This window comes from Vreelandella sp. EE27, assembly GCF_968206495.1.
The window spans coordinates 3,326,762-3,342,297 of sequence record NZ_OZ309109.1; the positions used below are offsets into that span (position 1 = coordinate 3,326,762).

At 63.3% G+C, this 15,536-nt stretch carries 11 protein-coding genes; 2 read left to right on the top strand and 9 right to left on the bottom strand.

Annotation, left to right across the window (positions count from 1 at the left end; all coding sequences use genetic code 11):
* Positions 1-8 precede the first annotated feature (8 nt).
* Entirely contained in the window at positions 9-1,085 is a 1,077-nt protein-coding gene (locus tag ACWHVV_RS15595; protein WP_447927036.1) for a metal-dependent hydrolase, read from the top strand.
* A gap of 18 nt (positions 1,086-1,103) precedes the next feature.
* Here ACWHVV_RS15595 and ACWHVV_RS15600 read toward each other — a convergent pair whose 3' ends face one another.
* The 6 genes from ACWHVV_RS15600 to rho all read right to left on the bottom strand — a co-directional run bounded on the left by ACWHVV_RS15600 (position 1,104) and on the right by rho (position 7,699).
* A complete protein-coding gene (locus ACWHVV_RS15600; protein ID WP_447927037.1) occupies positions 1,104-1,832 on the bottom strand; it encodes an MliC family protein in 729 nt (242 codons plus the stop codon).
* A 43-nt stretch (positions 1,833-1,875) separates the two neighbouring features.
* On the bottom strand, positions 1,876-2,382 hold the full coding sequence (locus ACWHVV_RS15605; protein ID WP_447927038.1) for a DUF3087 family protein: 507 nt from the start codon (positions 2,380-2,382) through the stop codon (positions 1,876-1,878).
* 93 nt (positions 2,383-2,475) lie between these two features.
* Positions 2,476-3,537 carry a 3-deoxy-7-phosphoheptulonate synthase gene (locus tag ACWHVV_RS15610; RefSeq protein WP_447927039.1) on the bottom strand — a complete coding sequence of 354 codons (1,062 nt, stop codon included), beginning with the start codon at positions 3,535-3,537 and terminating at the stop codon, positions 2,476-2,478.
* Between the two features lie 546 nt (positions 3,538-4,083).
* The gene (locus ACWHVV_RS15615) at positions 4,084-4,881 is read right to left on the bottom strand and encodes an FAD-binding oxidoreductase (RefSeq protein ID WP_447927040.1); all 798 of its coding nucleotides are present in this window, start codon (positions 4,879-4,881) and stop codon (positions 4,084-4,086) included.
* A 31-nt stretch (positions 4,882-4,912) separates the two neighbouring features.
* Positions 4,913-6,406 carry a 4-hydroxy-3-polyprenylbenzoate decarboxylase gene (gene ubiD, locus ACWHVV_RS15620; protein WP_447927041.1) on the bottom strand — a complete coding sequence of 498 codons (1,494 nt, stop codon included), beginning with the start codon at positions 6,404-6,406 and terminating at the stop codon, positions 4,913-4,915.
* A gap of 33 nt (positions 6,407-6,439) precedes the next feature.
* Positions 6,440-7,699: a transcription termination factor Rho gene (gene rho, locus ACWHVV_RS15625; protein ID WP_447529945.1), complete on the bottom strand. Its 1,260-nt coding sequence runs from the start codon at positions 7,697-7,699 to the stop codon at positions 6,440-6,442.
* A 445-nt stretch (positions 7,700-8,144) separates the two neighbouring features.
* Between rho and ppx the strand changes: the two genes are divergently transcribed.
* Positions 8,145-9,680, top strand: coding sequence for an exopolyphosphatase (gene ppx / locus ACWHVV_RS15630; protein ID WP_447927042.1), 1,536 nt, complete (start codon positions 8,145-8,147; stop codon positions 9,678-9,680).
* Positions 9,681-9,686: 6 nt separating this feature from the next.
* Here ppx and tilS read toward each other — a convergent pair whose 3' ends face one another.
* From tilS to dnaE, 3 genes are all read right to left on the bottom strand, one after another.
* Positions 9,687-10,967: a tRNA lysidine(34) synthetase TilS gene (gene tilS, locus ACWHVV_RS15635; RefSeq protein ID WP_447927043.1), complete on the bottom strand. Its 1,281-nt coding sequence runs from the start codon at positions 10,965-10,967 to the stop codon at positions 9,687-9,689.
* The gene (locus ACWHVV_RS15640; protein ID WP_447927044.1) at positions 10,948-11,904 is read right to left on the bottom strand and encodes an acetyl-CoA carboxylase carboxyltransferase subunit alpha; all 957 of its coding nucleotides are present in this window, start codon (positions 11,902-11,904) and stop codon (positions 10,948-10,950) included. Before ACWHVV_RS15640 ends, tilS begins: the two co-directional genes overlap by 20 nt.
* Positions 11,905-12,011: 107 nt before the next feature.
* Complete coding sequence (gene dnaE / locus ACWHVV_RS15645; RefSeq protein ID WP_447927045.1) at positions 12,012-15,518, bottom strand: DNA polymerase III subunit alpha; 3,507 nt, start codon at positions 15,516-15,518, stop codon at positions 12,012-12,014.
* Between the last annotated feature and the right edge of the window lie 18 nt (positions 15,519-15,536).

The following is a 15,536-nucleotide window of genomic DNA, read 5'->3' on the forward strand; positions in this document are numbered from 1 at the left end:
GAAACGTTGTGGATTCGATTACGCAAGCGGCCCTGGGCGCCGCTGTCGGCGGGGCGGTGCTGGGCCGCCGCCTTGGCCGCAAGGCCGTTTTGGTGGGCGCGCTTTTGGGCACCCTGCCCGACCTGGACGTTGCCCTGGACTACGGCGACGCCATTCTCAACGTGACCGAACACCGCGGCTTTAGCCATTCGCTGTTCGTGCTGACCGGGCTTGGCAGCCTGCTGGCGCTACTAAGCTGGCGCTTTCTGCCAAGGCGAGCATCGCTTGGCCGCTGGTGGCTATTTTTCACGCTCGCGCTCATTACCCACCCGCTGCTCGATGCGCTGACCACCTACGGCACCCAACTGCTCTGGCCGCTGGAGGCAGCCCCCGCCGCCTGGCCCATCGTGTTCATTATCGACCCTCTCTATAGTCTGGCGCTGCTGGGCGGGCTTTTTGCGGCGTGCCTCACCCGCCGGGTCGTCTACTACTGCGCCCTGGGGCTGCTGCTTTCGAGTCTCTACTTGCTGATGGCGGCGGGCATGAAGTGGTCCGTCGAGGCGCGCCTGGCACCGGAACTCGAGGCGCGGGGCCTGGAAAACGCCGCGCTGATGATTCAGCCCACGCCGTTCAACATTTTGCTGTGGCGGGCCACGGCGGTCGAGGGGGATCGCTACTACGAGGGGCTAGTCAGCGTTTTCGATGACGATCAGCCGCCGATGATCGAGACCTTTCAACGCCAGCGGCAGCCGCTCGAAAACGCGGCGCTTTCAAGCGCACTGGGCCAGCGTCTGGCCTGGTTCAGCGGGCCCTTTCTACGCTACGAGGTCGAGTCGGTCGAAGGTGACGAGACCCTGATCGCCACCGACCTGCGCCTGGGCTTTCCAGGCTTTCACCCGTTCAACTTCACCCTGGCGACCCGCCAGGATGGCGCGTGGGTGCCGGTGGCGGTCAGCGAGCAGCGCCCCACCGAGCGGGGCCTGAGCGCTTCGGCGCTCACCCGCCTGGCCCGCCGCGTGGCCGGCGACAAGAATGCGCTTTGTGCAAGTGACTTCATCGCCTCCGAATGGCGTGTCGAAGGCGAAACCCAGACGTGTCGTCGCTAGCTAACGAAAGGCTCCGCGTTAGTTGGGCGCGATGCCCTGGCCGCACCCGCTATACTGCTCGCCCTGGTAGGTGAGCGTTACCCGAGCCGGAAAGGGTTCGTCACTGACGCGATCGAAACAGGCGCCCGCGTCGATGCGTACTCTGAAGAAAGGTTCGACATCGGCGCTTTCGAGCACCACCCGGCCGGCCTCGTTATCCAGCACGCTGATCATATAAGGGAAGCGCTCGACGGGCTGGTCGGGCCGAGTCGCCAGGCTAATGACCGGTTCGTCGTGGGCAAGCGAGACGCGCCAGTCAGGCTTTTGGCCCTGGCCGAGAAACATCACCCCCGGGTGCTCGGCGCGGGTAAACGCCTGGCGCTGCCCGGCTTTCTGGCACTGAAGCTGGCCGCGCGGGGTTTCGACCAGCGCCTTTTCGCCGCGGTCCCAAACGCTTATTTCGCCATCCTGATAACGTGCGCCGCTGGCAACGACGGCCCGGGGCAGCTGCCAGGCGCCGTGGAGCGACCATAGTCGCAGTGCCTGGTCGTTATCGGCGGCCACCAGGTGCTGGTTGGCCGGCTGGCAGTGCCAAGCGGTGAAGCGCTCGGCGCTACCGGGAAAAAGCGACGACGGCAGCAGCGGCGCGGCGTTTTGCGTCGTCGCCCCTGGCCCTGGCGGCTGACCGCCGGACGGCGCCGCACAGCCGGCAAGCCATAGGCCCAGACAAGCGGCGCCGAGCGCCTTGAGCGGTTTAGAATCGAGCATGAATGTTCCCTGTAACGCTTTTTTTAGTGGAGTTGAGTGAGCACTAGCCGCGCGTAAAAGCGCCCAGATCGTGAGGGTCGAAAACCGTCACGCGATCCGGCAGGCCAAGCGCCTGTCGGCGCTCGACCACGTGCTCTTTTTGCTGCAAACGCGCGGGATCCGGCTGTTTATCGTTGAGCGCGGCTACCTGATCCACCCCTTCGTGGTAGAAGCTCAAAATATCGAGCGCAGCGCGGTTGTCCTCGTCGACGGCGCGGGTAAGCGAGTCCTGGTAGCCCTGGATGCGCGAAAGATGGTTTTTGAGCTGCCAAACGTAGCTGATCTCGCCCATCCAGGGGCGCTCCTTGAGCCCGGCAAAGAGCGCGCTGGTCGCCAAAAGTCCGAGCACGATCCCTAAACCGTGGGTCCAGACACTGCTACCCAGCGCCGAGCTCAGCAGCAGTGAAAACAGCATGCCAAAGATGATCAGCTGGCCCACCATCACGACGCTGATCATGCGCGCCTTGCGCCGGTAGCGCTTGGGTTCTTGCTCTTGCAGGGTAAAGGCCATCGCCACCTCCGATTAAATAGCCTCTATCATACGGGGGTGGTCAGGCCTGGCAAGCGCTGGCTGTAAACGCCCCGGGATGCGCAACGCCCTGGATTATTGGCCGGCCAAACGCTGTGCCGCGGTTTTGAGCAGGTGCTCGGTAGTGTCCCAGCCGACACAAGCATCGGTCACTGATACGCCGTAGCGCATGGCGCCGGGCTTCAACGCCTGCTTGCCTTCGAACAGATGGCTTTCGAGCATCAACGCGACCAAATGGGCATCCCCGGCCTGGCGCTGGTCGAGCACGTCGAGCATCACCTCGCTCTGGCGCCGATGGTCCTTGCGCGCGTTGGCGTGGCTGCAGTCGACCATGAGCCGCGGGTTCTGCCCTGCTTCCATCAGCCGGGCGCTCGCCTGGCGGACGTGGTGGGCCTGGTAGTTGGGCTCGCCGTGGCCACCGCGCAGCACGACATGGGTATGGGGGTTGCCCGCGCTTTGCTGCATGACCGGGCGGCCTTTACCGTCCTGGGCGAAGCGCTGATGGGAGTGGGCGGCGGCCTGCATGGCGTCGATGGCCACCTGCAAGTCACCGCTGGTGGCGTTCTTGAAGCCCACCGCGGCGCGCAGGTCACTGGCAAGCTCGCGGTGAAGCTGGGATTCGGTCGTGCGCGCGCCGATCGCCACCCAGCTCAAAAGGTCTTCCAGGTAGGGGGCGAGCATCGGCTGCAAAAGCTCGGTGGCAACGGGGAGCCCGCGACTGGCCACCGCGTGCATCAGCTCGCGGGAGCGGGTCACCCCCCGGGCCATGTCGCCGGTACCGTCCAAATCCGGGTCGTAGGCCAGGCCTTTCCAGCCCACGGTGGTGCGGGGTTTTTCGACGTAGACACGCATCACCGGCAGAATCTGCTCGCTGACCTCCTCGCTTAGTGCCGCAAGGCGGTCGGCGTACTCCAGCGCCGCGTCCGGGTCGTGGATCGAGCAGGGCCCGACCACGACCAGAAGGCGCGAGTCCTCGCCGGTCAGAATGCGCTGGACAGCCTGGCGCTGCCCATCGAGCTGACGGCTCAGGGCGGCATCGACGTGCACCCGGCTCAAAAGCTCATCGGGCAGGGGGAGCGGCTGTGGGTTCTGGGGCTCGGCGCTGCTTAGGGACTGGGCGGAGCGGGTCGCACTCATCAAAGCACTCATGGCGTTAACTCTCATTCATCAAAGGACATCGGATACTCGTCGTGCCACCCACGGGGGCCCGGCCGGAGGTGGCTACCTGTACCGACCGCGCGCCGCTAAATCGCCAGCTATAGCCGTAACCCATCAACGAGGCAGCAAAAGCGTTGGCATAAGCGGTCATGGTCGAACTCCTTGATGAACGTGTCGTGAATTCCACATCGGGTGGTGGGTAAAACGCGCTTCAAAACGCAAAAACCCCGGCGGGGTGACCAGCCGGGGTTTCAAACGTCGGCAGGCAACCCAGAAGGTATGCCTGCGGGGTTGGCCTAAGCGCCAGCCCGAGGCATACCGGGGCTAAACCAATAAACGCCATAACCAAACGCGCAGGCGAAAGCCGCCGCCAGGGGCGTGGCCGGTGTCGCTTTGCTGTTGCGTAAATGGATCATGGGTTTATCCGGTTGAAAGGCCGATATGCGTTATGGGCTTATCCTGCCTGCATTGCGTAAAAATAACAACTCTACCGCTCGCCCCTCAAAGGCGGGCTATAGAAGTTGGCTATTTGGCCGGGCGCGGCGCGTAGGCGAAGACGTCCGAGTAGAGCCTGTCCGGCGCTGCGCCGTGGGCTTCTAATACGTCCACGCAGGCGTAGACCATGCCCGGTGAGCCGGACAGGTACACATCGCACTCGCCCACTGCCACGGGCGTGCCTTCGATGGCAAGCGTGGGCAAGGCGCGCTCCAACACGTCGGTGATGCGCCCCTGGTAGTGGGCGATGCGCGGGCTGTCCGCCAGCGGCTGATCCAATTCGAGCTCGGTAACCGCGTGAAAGTGCACGTTGTCAAAGCGCGCCGCCCACTCGCTTGCCAGATACTCGGCGTAGAGGTCGCGATGTTCCCGCGCCGCCCACCAGATGAACACGGGCCGGGCCGGCTGCTTTTCGAGCACCGCTTCGACGATCGCCTTCATCTGCGCAAAGCCGGTACCGGCGGCGATCAACAAAAGCGGACGGTGGCTTTGACTATCCAGCACGCTCTCGCCGCCGGGCATGCGAATGGTGAGCTCGCCGGAAAGGGTGAGAAGCTCGCGCAGCCTGACGGAATTATCGCGCTCCGGGCGGTGCTGAATGTGCAGCTCGATGACGCCGTCGCCGCGCCCATGGCTTGCGATAGAAAACGGCACCCAGGTCGTGTCGTCGAGCTTGAGCTCGAGATACTGGCCGGGCAGGTGATTGATCGCCTGGGGGTCGCCCTTGAGTGTCACCCCGAGCACGTCAGAACTCAACTCTTTGATATCGGTAATCCGACAGGTAATCGTCTGACGCCCTGACGTTTGATGTAGCGCCCTTGTGCTCATGAAAGCCTCTTTAAAAAAACTGCGTACTTGGCTAGCCGTGGCGCGAAGCCGGACGTTCGATACCGATGCCCAGCGATTCCCAGCGCTCGTCGACCCGGGCTTTCACCGCCTCGTCCATGACGATGGGCGTGCCCCACTCACGATCGGTTTCGCCAGGCCACTTGTTGGTGGCATCGAGCCCCATTTTGGAACCAAGCCCTGAAACCGGCGAAGCGAAATCCAGGTAGTCGATCGGCGTATTTTCCACCATCACGGTGTCCCTGGCCGGGTCCATGCGCGTGGTGATCGCCCACATCACGTCTTCCCAGTTGCGCGCGTCCACGTCGTCGTCGAGCACGATCACGAACTTGGTGTACATGAACTGGCGCAAAAAGCTCCATACCCCCATCATCACGCGCTTGGCGTGGCCGGGGTACTGCTTTTTCATGGTCACCACGGCCATCCGGTAAGAGCACCCTTCCGGCGGCAGGTAGAAATCGACGATCTCGGGAAACTGCTTGTTGAGAATGGGCACGAAGACTTCGTTGAGCGCCACACCGAGAATCGCCGGTTCGTCCGGCGGACGCCCCGTATAGGTCGAGTGATAGATCGCGTCGCGGCGACGTGTCATACGCGTCACGGTAAACACCGGGAAGTGATCCACCTCGTTGTAGTAGCCGGTGTGATCCCCATAAGGGCCTTCCGGAGCCATGTCATCCGGGTAGATGAAGCCTTCCAGAATGATCTCCGCGGACGCCGGCACTTCTAAATCCGCGTGATGACAAGCCACGAGCTCGGTACGCGAGCCTCTCAAGAGCCCGGCGAAGGCGTACTCGGAGAGTGAGTCCGGAATAGGGGTCACCGCGCCCAGAATGGTCGCCGGGTCGGCGCCCAACGCCACGGCCACGGGAAAAGGCTCGCCGGGGTGTTCTTTCTGGAACTCCTGAAAGTCCAGCGCCCCGCCGCGGTGAGAGAGCCAGCGCATGATCAGCCGGTTCTTGCCGATTTTTTGCTGGCGATAAATCCCCAGGTTCTGGCGCTTTTTGTGCGGGCCTTTCGTGATGACCAGCGGCCAGGTCACGAGCGGAGCGGCGTCGCCGGGCCAGCAGTGCTGAATCGGAAGCGCGTCGAGGTTGACGTCCTCGCCTTCGAACACCACTTCCTGCACCGGGGCGCGTTTGACGGTTTTCGGCCCCATGCTCAGCACCTGCTTGAAGATCGGCAGCTTCTCCCAGGCGTCTCTCAAGCCCTTGGGCGGGTCCGGCTCTTTCAAAAATGCGAGAAGCTTACCGACTTCGCGAAGTGCCGCGACGGACTCCTGGCCCATGCCCAGCGCCACCCGCTCGGGCGTGCCGAACAGGTTGCCCAGAAGCGGCATGTCGTGGCCCTTCACGTTCTCAAAAAGCAGTGCCGGGCCGCCGGCGCGCAGGGTCCGATCGCAAATCTCGGTGATCTCGAGGTAAGGGTCTACCTCCACCTGGATCCGCTTCAGCTCACCGCGCTCCTCGAGGGCTTTGATAAAATCGCGCAAGTCGTTATATTTCAAAACCTTTCCCCGTGGTCGTGATCGCCCGCCGTGTTAACGGCGCTTCATCGCCTCGAAAAACTCAAGATTGGTCTTGGTATCTTTCAAGCGATCGATCAAAAATTCCGTGGCGGCGGTATCTTCCATCGGGTTCAAGAGCTTGCGCAAAATCCACATACGCTGCATTTCGTCTTCCGAGGCCAAAAGGTCCTCGCGGCGGGTGCCGCTGCGGCGGATGTTGATCGCCGGGAAAACGCGTTTTTCCGCCAGCTTGCGGTCCAGGTGCGCTTCCATGTTGCCGGTACCCTTGAACTCCTCGAAGATCACCTCGTCCATTTTGGAGCCGGTGTCGACCAGGGCCGTGGCGATGATCGTAAGGCTTCCGCCCTCTTCGATGTTACGCGCCGCACCGAAGAAGCGCTTGGGCTTTTCAAGGGCATGGGCATCGACACCACCGGTGAGTACCTTGCCGGAGCTGGGTACCACGGTGTTGTAGGCGCGCGCCAGGCGGGTGATGGAGTCGAGCAGAATCACCACGTCCTTTTTGTGCTCGACCAGGCGCTTGGCCTTTTCGATGACCATCTCGGCGACCTGCACGTGGCGGGCCGGCGGCTCATCGAAGGTCGAGGCGACCACTTCGCCGCGCACGGTGCGCGACATTTCGGTCACCTCCTCCGGGCGCTCGTCGATCAGCAGCACGATCAGATGACACTCGGGGCTATTGCGCGTAATGGACGTCGCGATGTTTTGCAGCATCAACGTCTTACCCGCCTTGGGCGGCGACACCAAAAGCCCCCGCTGGCCCTTGCCGATCGGCGCGGTCAAATCGAGGATACGCGCGGTCAGATCTTCCGTGGAGCCGTTACCGATCTCCAGGGGGAGCCGGTCATTGGGAAACAGCGGCGTCAGGTTCTCGAAGAGAATCTTGTGCTTGGCGTTTTCCGGACGGTCGAAGTTGATCTGGCTGACCTTCAACAGCGCGAAGTAGCGCTCACCCTCTTTCGGCGGACGAATTTTGCCGGAGATCGAGTCGCCCTTGCGCAGATTGAAACGACGAATCTGTGACGGCGACACGTAGATGTCGTCCGGCCCGGCGAGATACGAGCTGTCGGCGCTGCGCAGAAAGCCAAAGCCATCCTGGAGAATTTCCAGCACACCGTCGCCGTAGATATCCTCACCGCTTTTAGCGTGCTTTTTGAGGATAGCGAAGATGATGTCCTGCTTGCGCGAACGAGCCAGGTTGTCGATCCCCATTTCGCGGGCGATTTCGAGCAGCTCGGGAACGGATTTTTGCTTGAGTTCAGTGAGATTCATCGGAGTGTTAGAAAATTGCTCATGAAAGCCAGGCGCCGAGCGCCGGGAATAAGACAGGAGGCGTTTTGAGTCCGCCCAGTGGTGCGTTCAGGTCCCGCTAGACGAGTTGAGCGACGCCGCCCCGCCATACTGAAAGCGCAGGTGCTGCTCGACTCGAAGGTGCTTGGAATCTGCTTATTTTGATCTACTCAAGGAGTGAGCAGAATCAACGGGTTCTGACGACTTGGAATCAGGCCAGTTAGACGTTCCAGGCTGACGTTTCGAAACGACGGTTTCTGCGTCAATGTTCGTTAGGTCAATGTTCGTTAGAAAGTGCCAACGAACCACCCTGGATCAGGCCAGTAGCTCGATGGTAGTCAAGCAACGGGCTAAACGCAAGCCCCTGGCAATTGACAACGGCCTATTGGCGACGCAACCTTGGCATAGCCCACTGGAAGGAACGCTCATGCTCAAGGATCTCTCGCTCTCGGACGTCGACCCGGCCCCGGCCTCGGACAGCACCGAACCGGCGCGCCTGGCCGCCATCGACCTGGGGTCGAATAGTTTCCACCTTCTAGTGGCCAACTACGCCAACGAGCGCCTTCAGGTGGTCGCGCGCCTGGGTGAAAAGGTGCAGCTAGCCGCCGGGCTCGATGAGAGCGGCTATCTGAGCGAACCCGCCATGCAGCGCGCCCTCGAGTGCCTGGCGCGCTTTGCGCCGTTTTTGAACGATATCGACCCGGCCAATATGCGCGTGGTGGGCACCAACGCCCTGCGCGATGCCCACAACAGCCAGGATTTCATCGAACAGGCCGAAGCCCAGCTGGGCTACCCGATCGAGATCATCGCCGGGCGCGAAGAGGCGCGGCTGATCTATCTGGGCGCGGCCCACGCGCTGGCCGAGAGCGGCCGGCGGCTGATCGTCGATATCGGCGGCGGCTCGACGGAGCTGATTATCGGCGAGGCCTTCGAGCCCAAAGCACTCGAGAGCCTGCGCATGGGCTGTGTGACCTACTCGAGCCGCTACTTTCCCGATGGCGAGCTCAGTGAGAAGCGCATGCGCCGCGCCGAGCTTGCCGCGCTTTCCGAGCTTGCCAACATCCAGCGCCCTTACCAGCGCCTGGGCTGGGCCGACCCGGTAGGCTCCAGCGGCACCATCAAGGCCGCCGCCAGCGTGCTCTTTGCCTACGGCGATACGCCCCAGGAAGGCCTGATCACCCGGGCGGGGCTCAAGAAACTGCGCGAGCGGCTGATCAAATGCAAAAGCCTCGACAAGGTCGCCCTGGACGGCCTCAAGGAGGATCGCGCCCGGGTGTTCCCGGCGGGCGTGGCGATTTTGGGTGCGATCTTCGAGGCGTTCGACCTCAAGGAGATGCGCTTTGCCGACGGGGCGCTTCGCGAAGGCGTGCTGTTCGACATGGCCGGGCGCAACGACGCCGAGGACACCCGCGCCAAAACCCTGACCAATCTGCAGCGCATTTACGATGTGGATACCCGCCAGGCCGGCAACGTGGCGCTGACCGCCAGGCGGCTGTTCGACCAGGTCAAGCGCGCCTGGCGGCTCTCCGATGAGCAGGGCCACTTTTTGCAGTGGGCGTGCCTGGTGCACGAAATAGGGCTTGCGATCTCCCATAGCCAGTTTCACCGCCACGGCGCCTACTTGCTGGAGCACTCGGATTTGGCCGGTTTCTCGCGCCCGGAGCAGCAACTTCTGGCCCACCTGGTGCGCGCCCACCGGCGCAAGTTTCCGGTCAAGGAGTGGCAAAACCTGCCCGCCGCCCAGCGCGATGCCAACGCCAAGCTGGCGCGGCTTCTGCGCCTGGCGGTGCTGATCAACCACTCCCGCCCGGAAGAGACGCCCACCACGCCGAACCTGAGTGCCAGCGAACAGACGCTGACCCTCACCCTGCCGGCAAGCGACGAACCGACGCTTTTGAGCACCGATTTAGAGCAGGAGCAGGCCTATATGCAGGCGGCGGGGTTTGCGCTAAAGCTGGTGTAAAAGCGCTCAAATAGAACGAAGGGCGGCGTCCCGGGCTTCGAGCAGCACCTGGTCTGGCCCGCCCAAAGCGCCCAGGCAGCGCTCGCCGCTCATCACCACGATCACCCGCGGGCGCTGCCAGGGCGGCACTCCCGCCTCCTGCAGCAGTCGCTTGAGATCGCGCCGCCCACGCCGGGCCAGATCGATCACCTCACCGCCCTGGCGAAAGCGCAGCGTCACCGCCTGTAACGGGTTTAGCGACACGCTCAAGGGCCCCAGGGGTGTCGCAACGCCCGCCTCGCCGTTCCACTCCACCTGCCACTCGGGCAGCGCGCCCAGCGGCGCCATGAGATAAAGCCGCCCCCGCCATAACCGCGCCTCGGCGCCGGGCCAGCTCACCTGCACGCGGGCACCCGCCGCCGCCCTTAGCTGGCTCAAAAGACTCATCAAACGCGCCCTGGGCGGGGTGGGAAGCTCGAGCGACTGACAGAGCGTGCGGATCAAAAGTCGCTGGCGGGCCGGCGAATAGGCGCCGAGCGCGGTGGCGTCGACGCATCCGGGTCCGCAGGTGATACGGGCCAGATCCTCGGCGGCGTACTCGCTTAACAGCGTGTCGGCCTCGGCGGCCAGCGCCGCGCTTTGGGCAAGCGCGGCTGGCGCCTGCCAACGCTGCGCCAGGGCGGGCATCACGGTGTGGCGCAGCCGGTTACGGTCGAGCGCGATATCCTCGTTGGTCGGGTCATCGCACCACTGAAGGCCAAGCGTCTGGGCGGCCGCCTCGAAATCGCTGCGCGCCGTATCAAGCCAGGGGCGCAAAAGCGTGCGCCCCTGCCACTGGCGCACGTAAGGCATACCCGCCAGACCGCGCACGCCGCTGCCGCGAAGCGCGGCCAGCAGAAAGGTTTCGGCCTGGTCGTTTTGGTGCTGGGCAAGCCACAGCGTATCCCCCGGAGGCACGTGCGCGGCGAACGCCTGGTAGCGCGCTCGCCGCGCGGCGGCCTCGACCCCGTCGCCCTGAACATCGACGTGGACGGTGGCCACGCTAAGCGCCACCTCAAGGGTATGGCACAGGGCCTGGCAGTGCGCCTCGAAGCCGGCGGCACCGGGCTGTAAGCCGTGGTTGACGTGCAGGGCGTGAAGGGTTCGGCCGGTCTGGCGGCATACCCTGGCGGCCAGGGTGAGCAGTAGCGTGGAGTCCAGCCCGCCGGAGAGCGCCACCCAAATAGAGCGCCCCGGCGCTGTATGCGCCAGGGCGTCGGTCAACAGCCGTTCGAGCGAATCCGAGGGCTTATGCGGTGGGCGCGCCATAGCTCATCAGGCGATCATAACGGCGCTCCAACAGCGCGTCGGTATCCATGCGCTTGAGCCGGTCGAGGCTTTCGCCCAGGGTCTGCTTGACGCGCTCGGCGGTGGTTTGCGGGTGACGGTGAGCGCCGCCCAGCGGCTCCTTGATCAGCTCGTCGACGAAGCCAAGCTCTTTCAAGCGCTCGGCGGTGATGCCCATGGCCTGGGCGGCCTCGGACGCCTTGTCGGCGCTTTTCCACAAAATGGAGGCGCAGCCTTCCGGCGAGATCACCGAGTAGGTCGAGTACTGCAGCATGTGCAGCTCGTCGCACACGCCGATGGCCAGCGCCCCGCCGGAGCCACCCTCGCCCACCACGGTCGAGATGATCGGGGTTTTCAGCCGCGACATGACCGCCAGGTTATAGGCGATGGCCTCGGATTGGCCCCGCTCCTCGGCGTCGATACCGGGGTAGGCGCCTGGGGTGTCGATGAAGGTCAGCACCGGCATTTTGAAGCGCTCGGCCATTTCCATCAGGCGACAAGCCTTGCGGTAGCCCTCCGGGCGCGGCATACCGAAGTTGCGGCGCACCTTCTCTTTGACGTCGCGCCCTTTCTGATGACCGATCACCATCACCGGGGCGTCGTCGAGGCGCGCCACGCCGCCCACCAGGGCCGCGTCGTCGGCGAAGTTACGGTCGCCGTGCAGCTCGTCGAAATCGGTGAAGATCGAGGCGAAGTAGTCCAGCGGATAGGGGCGCTGGGGGTGGCGCGAAATCTGGGATACCTGCCAGGGCGTCAAATCCTTGAAGATCGACTCGGTCAACTTGCGGCTTTTCTCTTCGAGCCGGGTAATTTCGTCGGACAGGTTGACCTGGTTGTCGGAGCTTACCAAGCGCAGCTCCTCAATTTTCGCCTGAAGCTCTGCTATGGGCTGTTCAAAATCGAGATAGTTGGGGTTCATCGGCTCTGCCTGTAAGCTGCCTGTAAAAAAACAAGCCTGATTAAAAACGTCGTCAAACGTGCATTATCGCACCCTAACCGGCGCGCGCAAGGCGCACCGGTCAAACGCTACTTGTAGCGCAGCTGAATACCGACCTGGCCTTCGACGTCGCGAAGGGTTTGCAACAGGTCGTCGCTGGGGGTCACGCTCCAGCTTTCGTCGAGTGCCAGCCACCCGGTAGCATCCGCGTGGCGGTAGTGAAGGTGTATCGGAAGCCCGGCCTCGTCGCGGTACGGGGTTAGACAATCGCGCAGGCTCTCGACCAGCCGACCGTTGATCTGCGCGGCGTCCAGGGCGATCTCCACGCCTTGCCCGTAGCGCAGCCGCGCCGCCACCATCGGCGTGACCTCCTTGCCGCGTAGCTTGAGCCCGCCGGAGAAGTCGTCGCTCGACACGTCGCCTTCGACGATCAGCACCTGGCCGTCGAGGCTCTGGCCTCTAAGCTGCTCGAACAATTCGCCAAAGATCGAGGCTTCGATGCGCCCGGTACGATCGTCCAGGGTGACGAACGCCATGGTGTCGCCGCGCTTGGACTTCATGGTGCGCATGGCGACCACCAGCCCGGCGACCCGCTGGGGCTCCCAGGAGGGCTTGAGCTCGCTGATGCGCGTGGAGACGAAGCGTTTGAGCTCCCGCTCGTACTCGTCGATCGGGTGACCGGTGAGATAAAGGCCGAGAGTATCCTTTTCGCCGGCCAGCCGCTCACGATCGGACCACTCCCGGGCGTGGCGGTATTCCAGGTAGACATCGCTCTCCTGCTCTTCCTCCACCGCAAACGCCTCGCCGAACATGTCCATCATGCCCAGATTCTGGTTGGCGTGGTTTTGGGCCGCCGCCTTCAAGGCGTCTTCCATGGCCGCAAACAGCACCGCCCTGTTGGGGCCGAGATTATCCAAGGCGCCTGAGCGAATCAGCGCCTCCAGGGTGCGCTTGTTCATCCGCTTGGCGTCGATGCGCCGGCAGAAATCGAACAGATCCTTGAACGGGCCGTCCGTCTCGCGGGCCTCGACGATGGCGCCAATGGGGCCTTCGCCGACGCCGCGAATCGCGCCCAGCCCGTAAACCACCCGGGCCTCGATATCCACGGTGAACTTGTAGCCGCCCACGTTGACATCCGGCGGGGTCACGGTAAGCTTTAAGTTGCGACACTCCTCGATCAAGGGCACGACCTTGTCGAGGTTGTCCATCTCGGTGGAGAGCACCGCGGCCATGAACGGCCCCGGGTAGTGGGCCTTGAGCCAGGCGGTCTGGTAGGAGACCAGCGCGTAGGCCGCCGAGTGCGACTTGTTGAAGCCGTAGCCGGCGAATTTTTCTACCAGGTCGAAAATGTTACCGGCCAAGTCCTTGTCGATGCCGTTGGCCGCGCACCCTTCCATGAAGCCGGCGCGCTGCTTGGCCATCTCTTCGGGCTTTTTCTTACCCATCGCCCGACGCAGCATGTCCGCCTGGCCCAGGCTATAGCCCGCCATGACCTGGGCGATCTGCATGACCTGTTCCTGGTACAGGATGATGCCGTAGGTCGGCGAAAGCACCGGTTTCAACAGCTCGTGCTGGTAATCCGGGTGTGGATAAGATACTTCGGCGCGGCCGTGTTTGCGGTTGATGAAGTCGTCCACCATGCCGGACTGCAGCGGGCCCGGACGGAAAAGCGCCACCAAAGCGATCATGTCGTCGAGTGAGTCCGGCAGCAGGCGCTTGATCAGCTCCTTCATGCCGCGGGATTCGAGCTGGAACACCGCGGTAGTCTCGGCGCGCTTGAGCATTTCAAACGTCTTGCCATCGTCGAGCGGGATGGCGTCGATGTTGAGCGAGCCTTGGCCTGCGGCGTCGCGCACCTTGTCGACCATCTCCAGCGCCCAGTCGATAATCGTAAGCGTACGCAAACCCAAAAAGTCGAACTTGACCAGCCCCGCCTCTTCGATGTCGTTCTTGTCGAACTGCACCACCAGCCCCGAGCCGTCTTCGTCGCACAAAAGCGGCGAGAAGTCGGTCAACTTGGTCGGGGCGATGACCACGCCGCCGGCGTGCTTGCCGGTGCCGCGGGTGGTGCCCTCGAGCTTGAGCGCCATCTCCCAGATCTCTTCGGCCTCGTCGTCGTTCTCGATAAACTCCTTGAGCGCCGGCTCCTGCTCGATCGCCTTGCCAAGCGTCATGCCCACTTCAAAGGGAATCAGTTTGGAGAGCTTGTCGCCGAGTGAGTAGGGCCGCCCCTGGGCACGGGCCACGTCGCGCACCACGGCCTTGGCGGCCATGGTGCCGAAGGTGACGATCTGGGACACCGCGTTACGCCCGTAACGATCCGCCACGTAGTCGATGACCCGGTCGCGCTTTTCCATGCAAAAGTCGACGTCGAAGTCGGGCATCGAGACCCGCTCCGGGTTCAAGAAGCGCTCGAATAGCAGATCGTAACCAATCGGGTCGAGATCGGTGATCTTCTGGGCGTAGGCCACCAAGGAGCCGGCGCCGGAACCACGCCCCGGGCCCACCGGCACATCGTTGTCCTTGGCCCACTGGATGAAGTCCATCACGATCAAAAAGTAGCCGGGAAAGCCCATCTGGATGATGATCTCGAGCTCGAAATCTAGCCGCTCCCGGTAGCGCTGGTCGATCTCCTTGTACTCGTCGCTGTCCCGCGGGTAGCGCTCAGCGGGAAACAGAAAATCGAGTCGCTGGGTCAGGCCGTCGTGGGAGACCTTTCTAAAGAACTCGTCCTGGGTCATGCCCTCGGGGATGCCGAACTCCGGCAGAAAGATTTCGCCCAGGCGCACATCGACGCTGCAGCGCCGGGCGATCATTACGCTGTTCTCCAGCGCCTCGGGGATATCCGAGAAGAGCTCGGCCATCTCCTCCGGGGTTTTCAGGTACTGCTCTTGTGAGTAGCGGCGCTCGCGGCGCGGATCATCGAGCGCCTTGCCCTCACCGATCGCCACCCGGGTTTCGTGGGCCCAAAAGTCGTCGCGCTCCAGAAAACGTACGTCGTTGGTGGCCACCACCGGCGTGCCGGTTTCCACGGCAAGCTTCACGCTTGCGTGCACGCAGGCCTCTTCCAGCGCGCGCCCGGTGCGCACCAGCTCAAGATAGAAGCGGTCGGGGAACGCCGCCTGCCACTGCTCCAAAAGCGCCTTCGCCTCGCGCTCGTGCTCGCTCAAAAGGTGACGGCCAATCTCGCCCTCGCGTGCCCCGGAAAGCGCGATCAGCCCGTCGCTTTGCTCGAGCACCCACTGCTTGTCCAGAATCGCGCGGCCCTGGCGCTGGCCGTCGCTCCAGCCTTTGGAGATCAGCTCGGTCAGGTTGCGATAACCCACGTCGTTCATCGCCAAAAGCGTAATACGGTAAGGGTGCGCCGTATCATGAGGGTTCGCCAGCCACAGGTCAGAGCCGATGATCGGCTTGAGCCCTGCGCCCTGGGCGGCCTTGTAGAACTTCACCAGGCCGAACAGGTTCGCCTCGTCGGTCAAGGCCAGCGCCGGCATGGCGCGGCTTTCAGTCGTGCTGACCAGCGATTTCAGCTTCACCAGGCCGTCGACCAGGGAGTATTCGCTGTGCAAACGCAGATGAACGAAGGGAGACGTCATAGGACTTTCACCACTGGA

Excerpts from the sequence above, each read along its gene's own strand:
- ACWHVV_RS15600 (WP_447927037.1), bottom strand. The coding sequence starts at position 1,832 with ATGCTCGATTCTAAACCGCTCAAGGCGCTCGGCGCCGCTTGTCTGGGC.
- ACWHVV_RS15605 (WP_447927038.1), bottom strand. The coding sequence starts at position 2,382 with ATGGCCTTTACCCTGCAAGAGCAAGAACCCAAGCGCTACCGGCGCAAG.
- ACWHVV_RS15610 (WP_447927039.1), bottom strand. The coding sequence starts at position 3,537 with ATGAGTGCGACCCGCTCCGCCCAGTCCCTAAGCAGCGCCGAGCCCCAG.
- ACWHVV_RS15615 (WP_447927040.1), bottom strand. The coding sequence starts at position 4,881 with ATGAGCACAAGGGCGCTACATCAAACGTCAGGGCGTCAGACGATTACC.
- rho (WP_447529945.1), bottom strand. The coding sequence starts at position 7,699 with ATGAATCTCACTGAACTCAAGCAAAAATCCGTTCCCGAGCTGCTCGAA.
- ppx (WP_447927042.1), top strand. The coding sequence starts at position 8,145 with ATGCTCAAGGATCTCTCGCTCTCGGACGTCGACCCGGCCCCGGCCTCG.
- tilS (WP_447927043.1), bottom strand. The coding sequence starts at position 10,967 with ATGGCGCGCCCACCGCATAAGCCCTCGGATTCGCTCGAACGGCTGTTG.
- ACWHVV_RS15640 (WP_447927044.1), bottom strand. The coding sequence starts at position 11,904 with ATGAACCCCAACTATCTCGATTTTGAACAGCCCATAGCAGAGCTTCAG.
- dnaE (WP_447927045.1), bottom strand. The coding sequence starts at position 15,518 with ATGACGTCTCCCTTCGTTCATCTGCGTTTGCACAGCGAATACTCCCTG.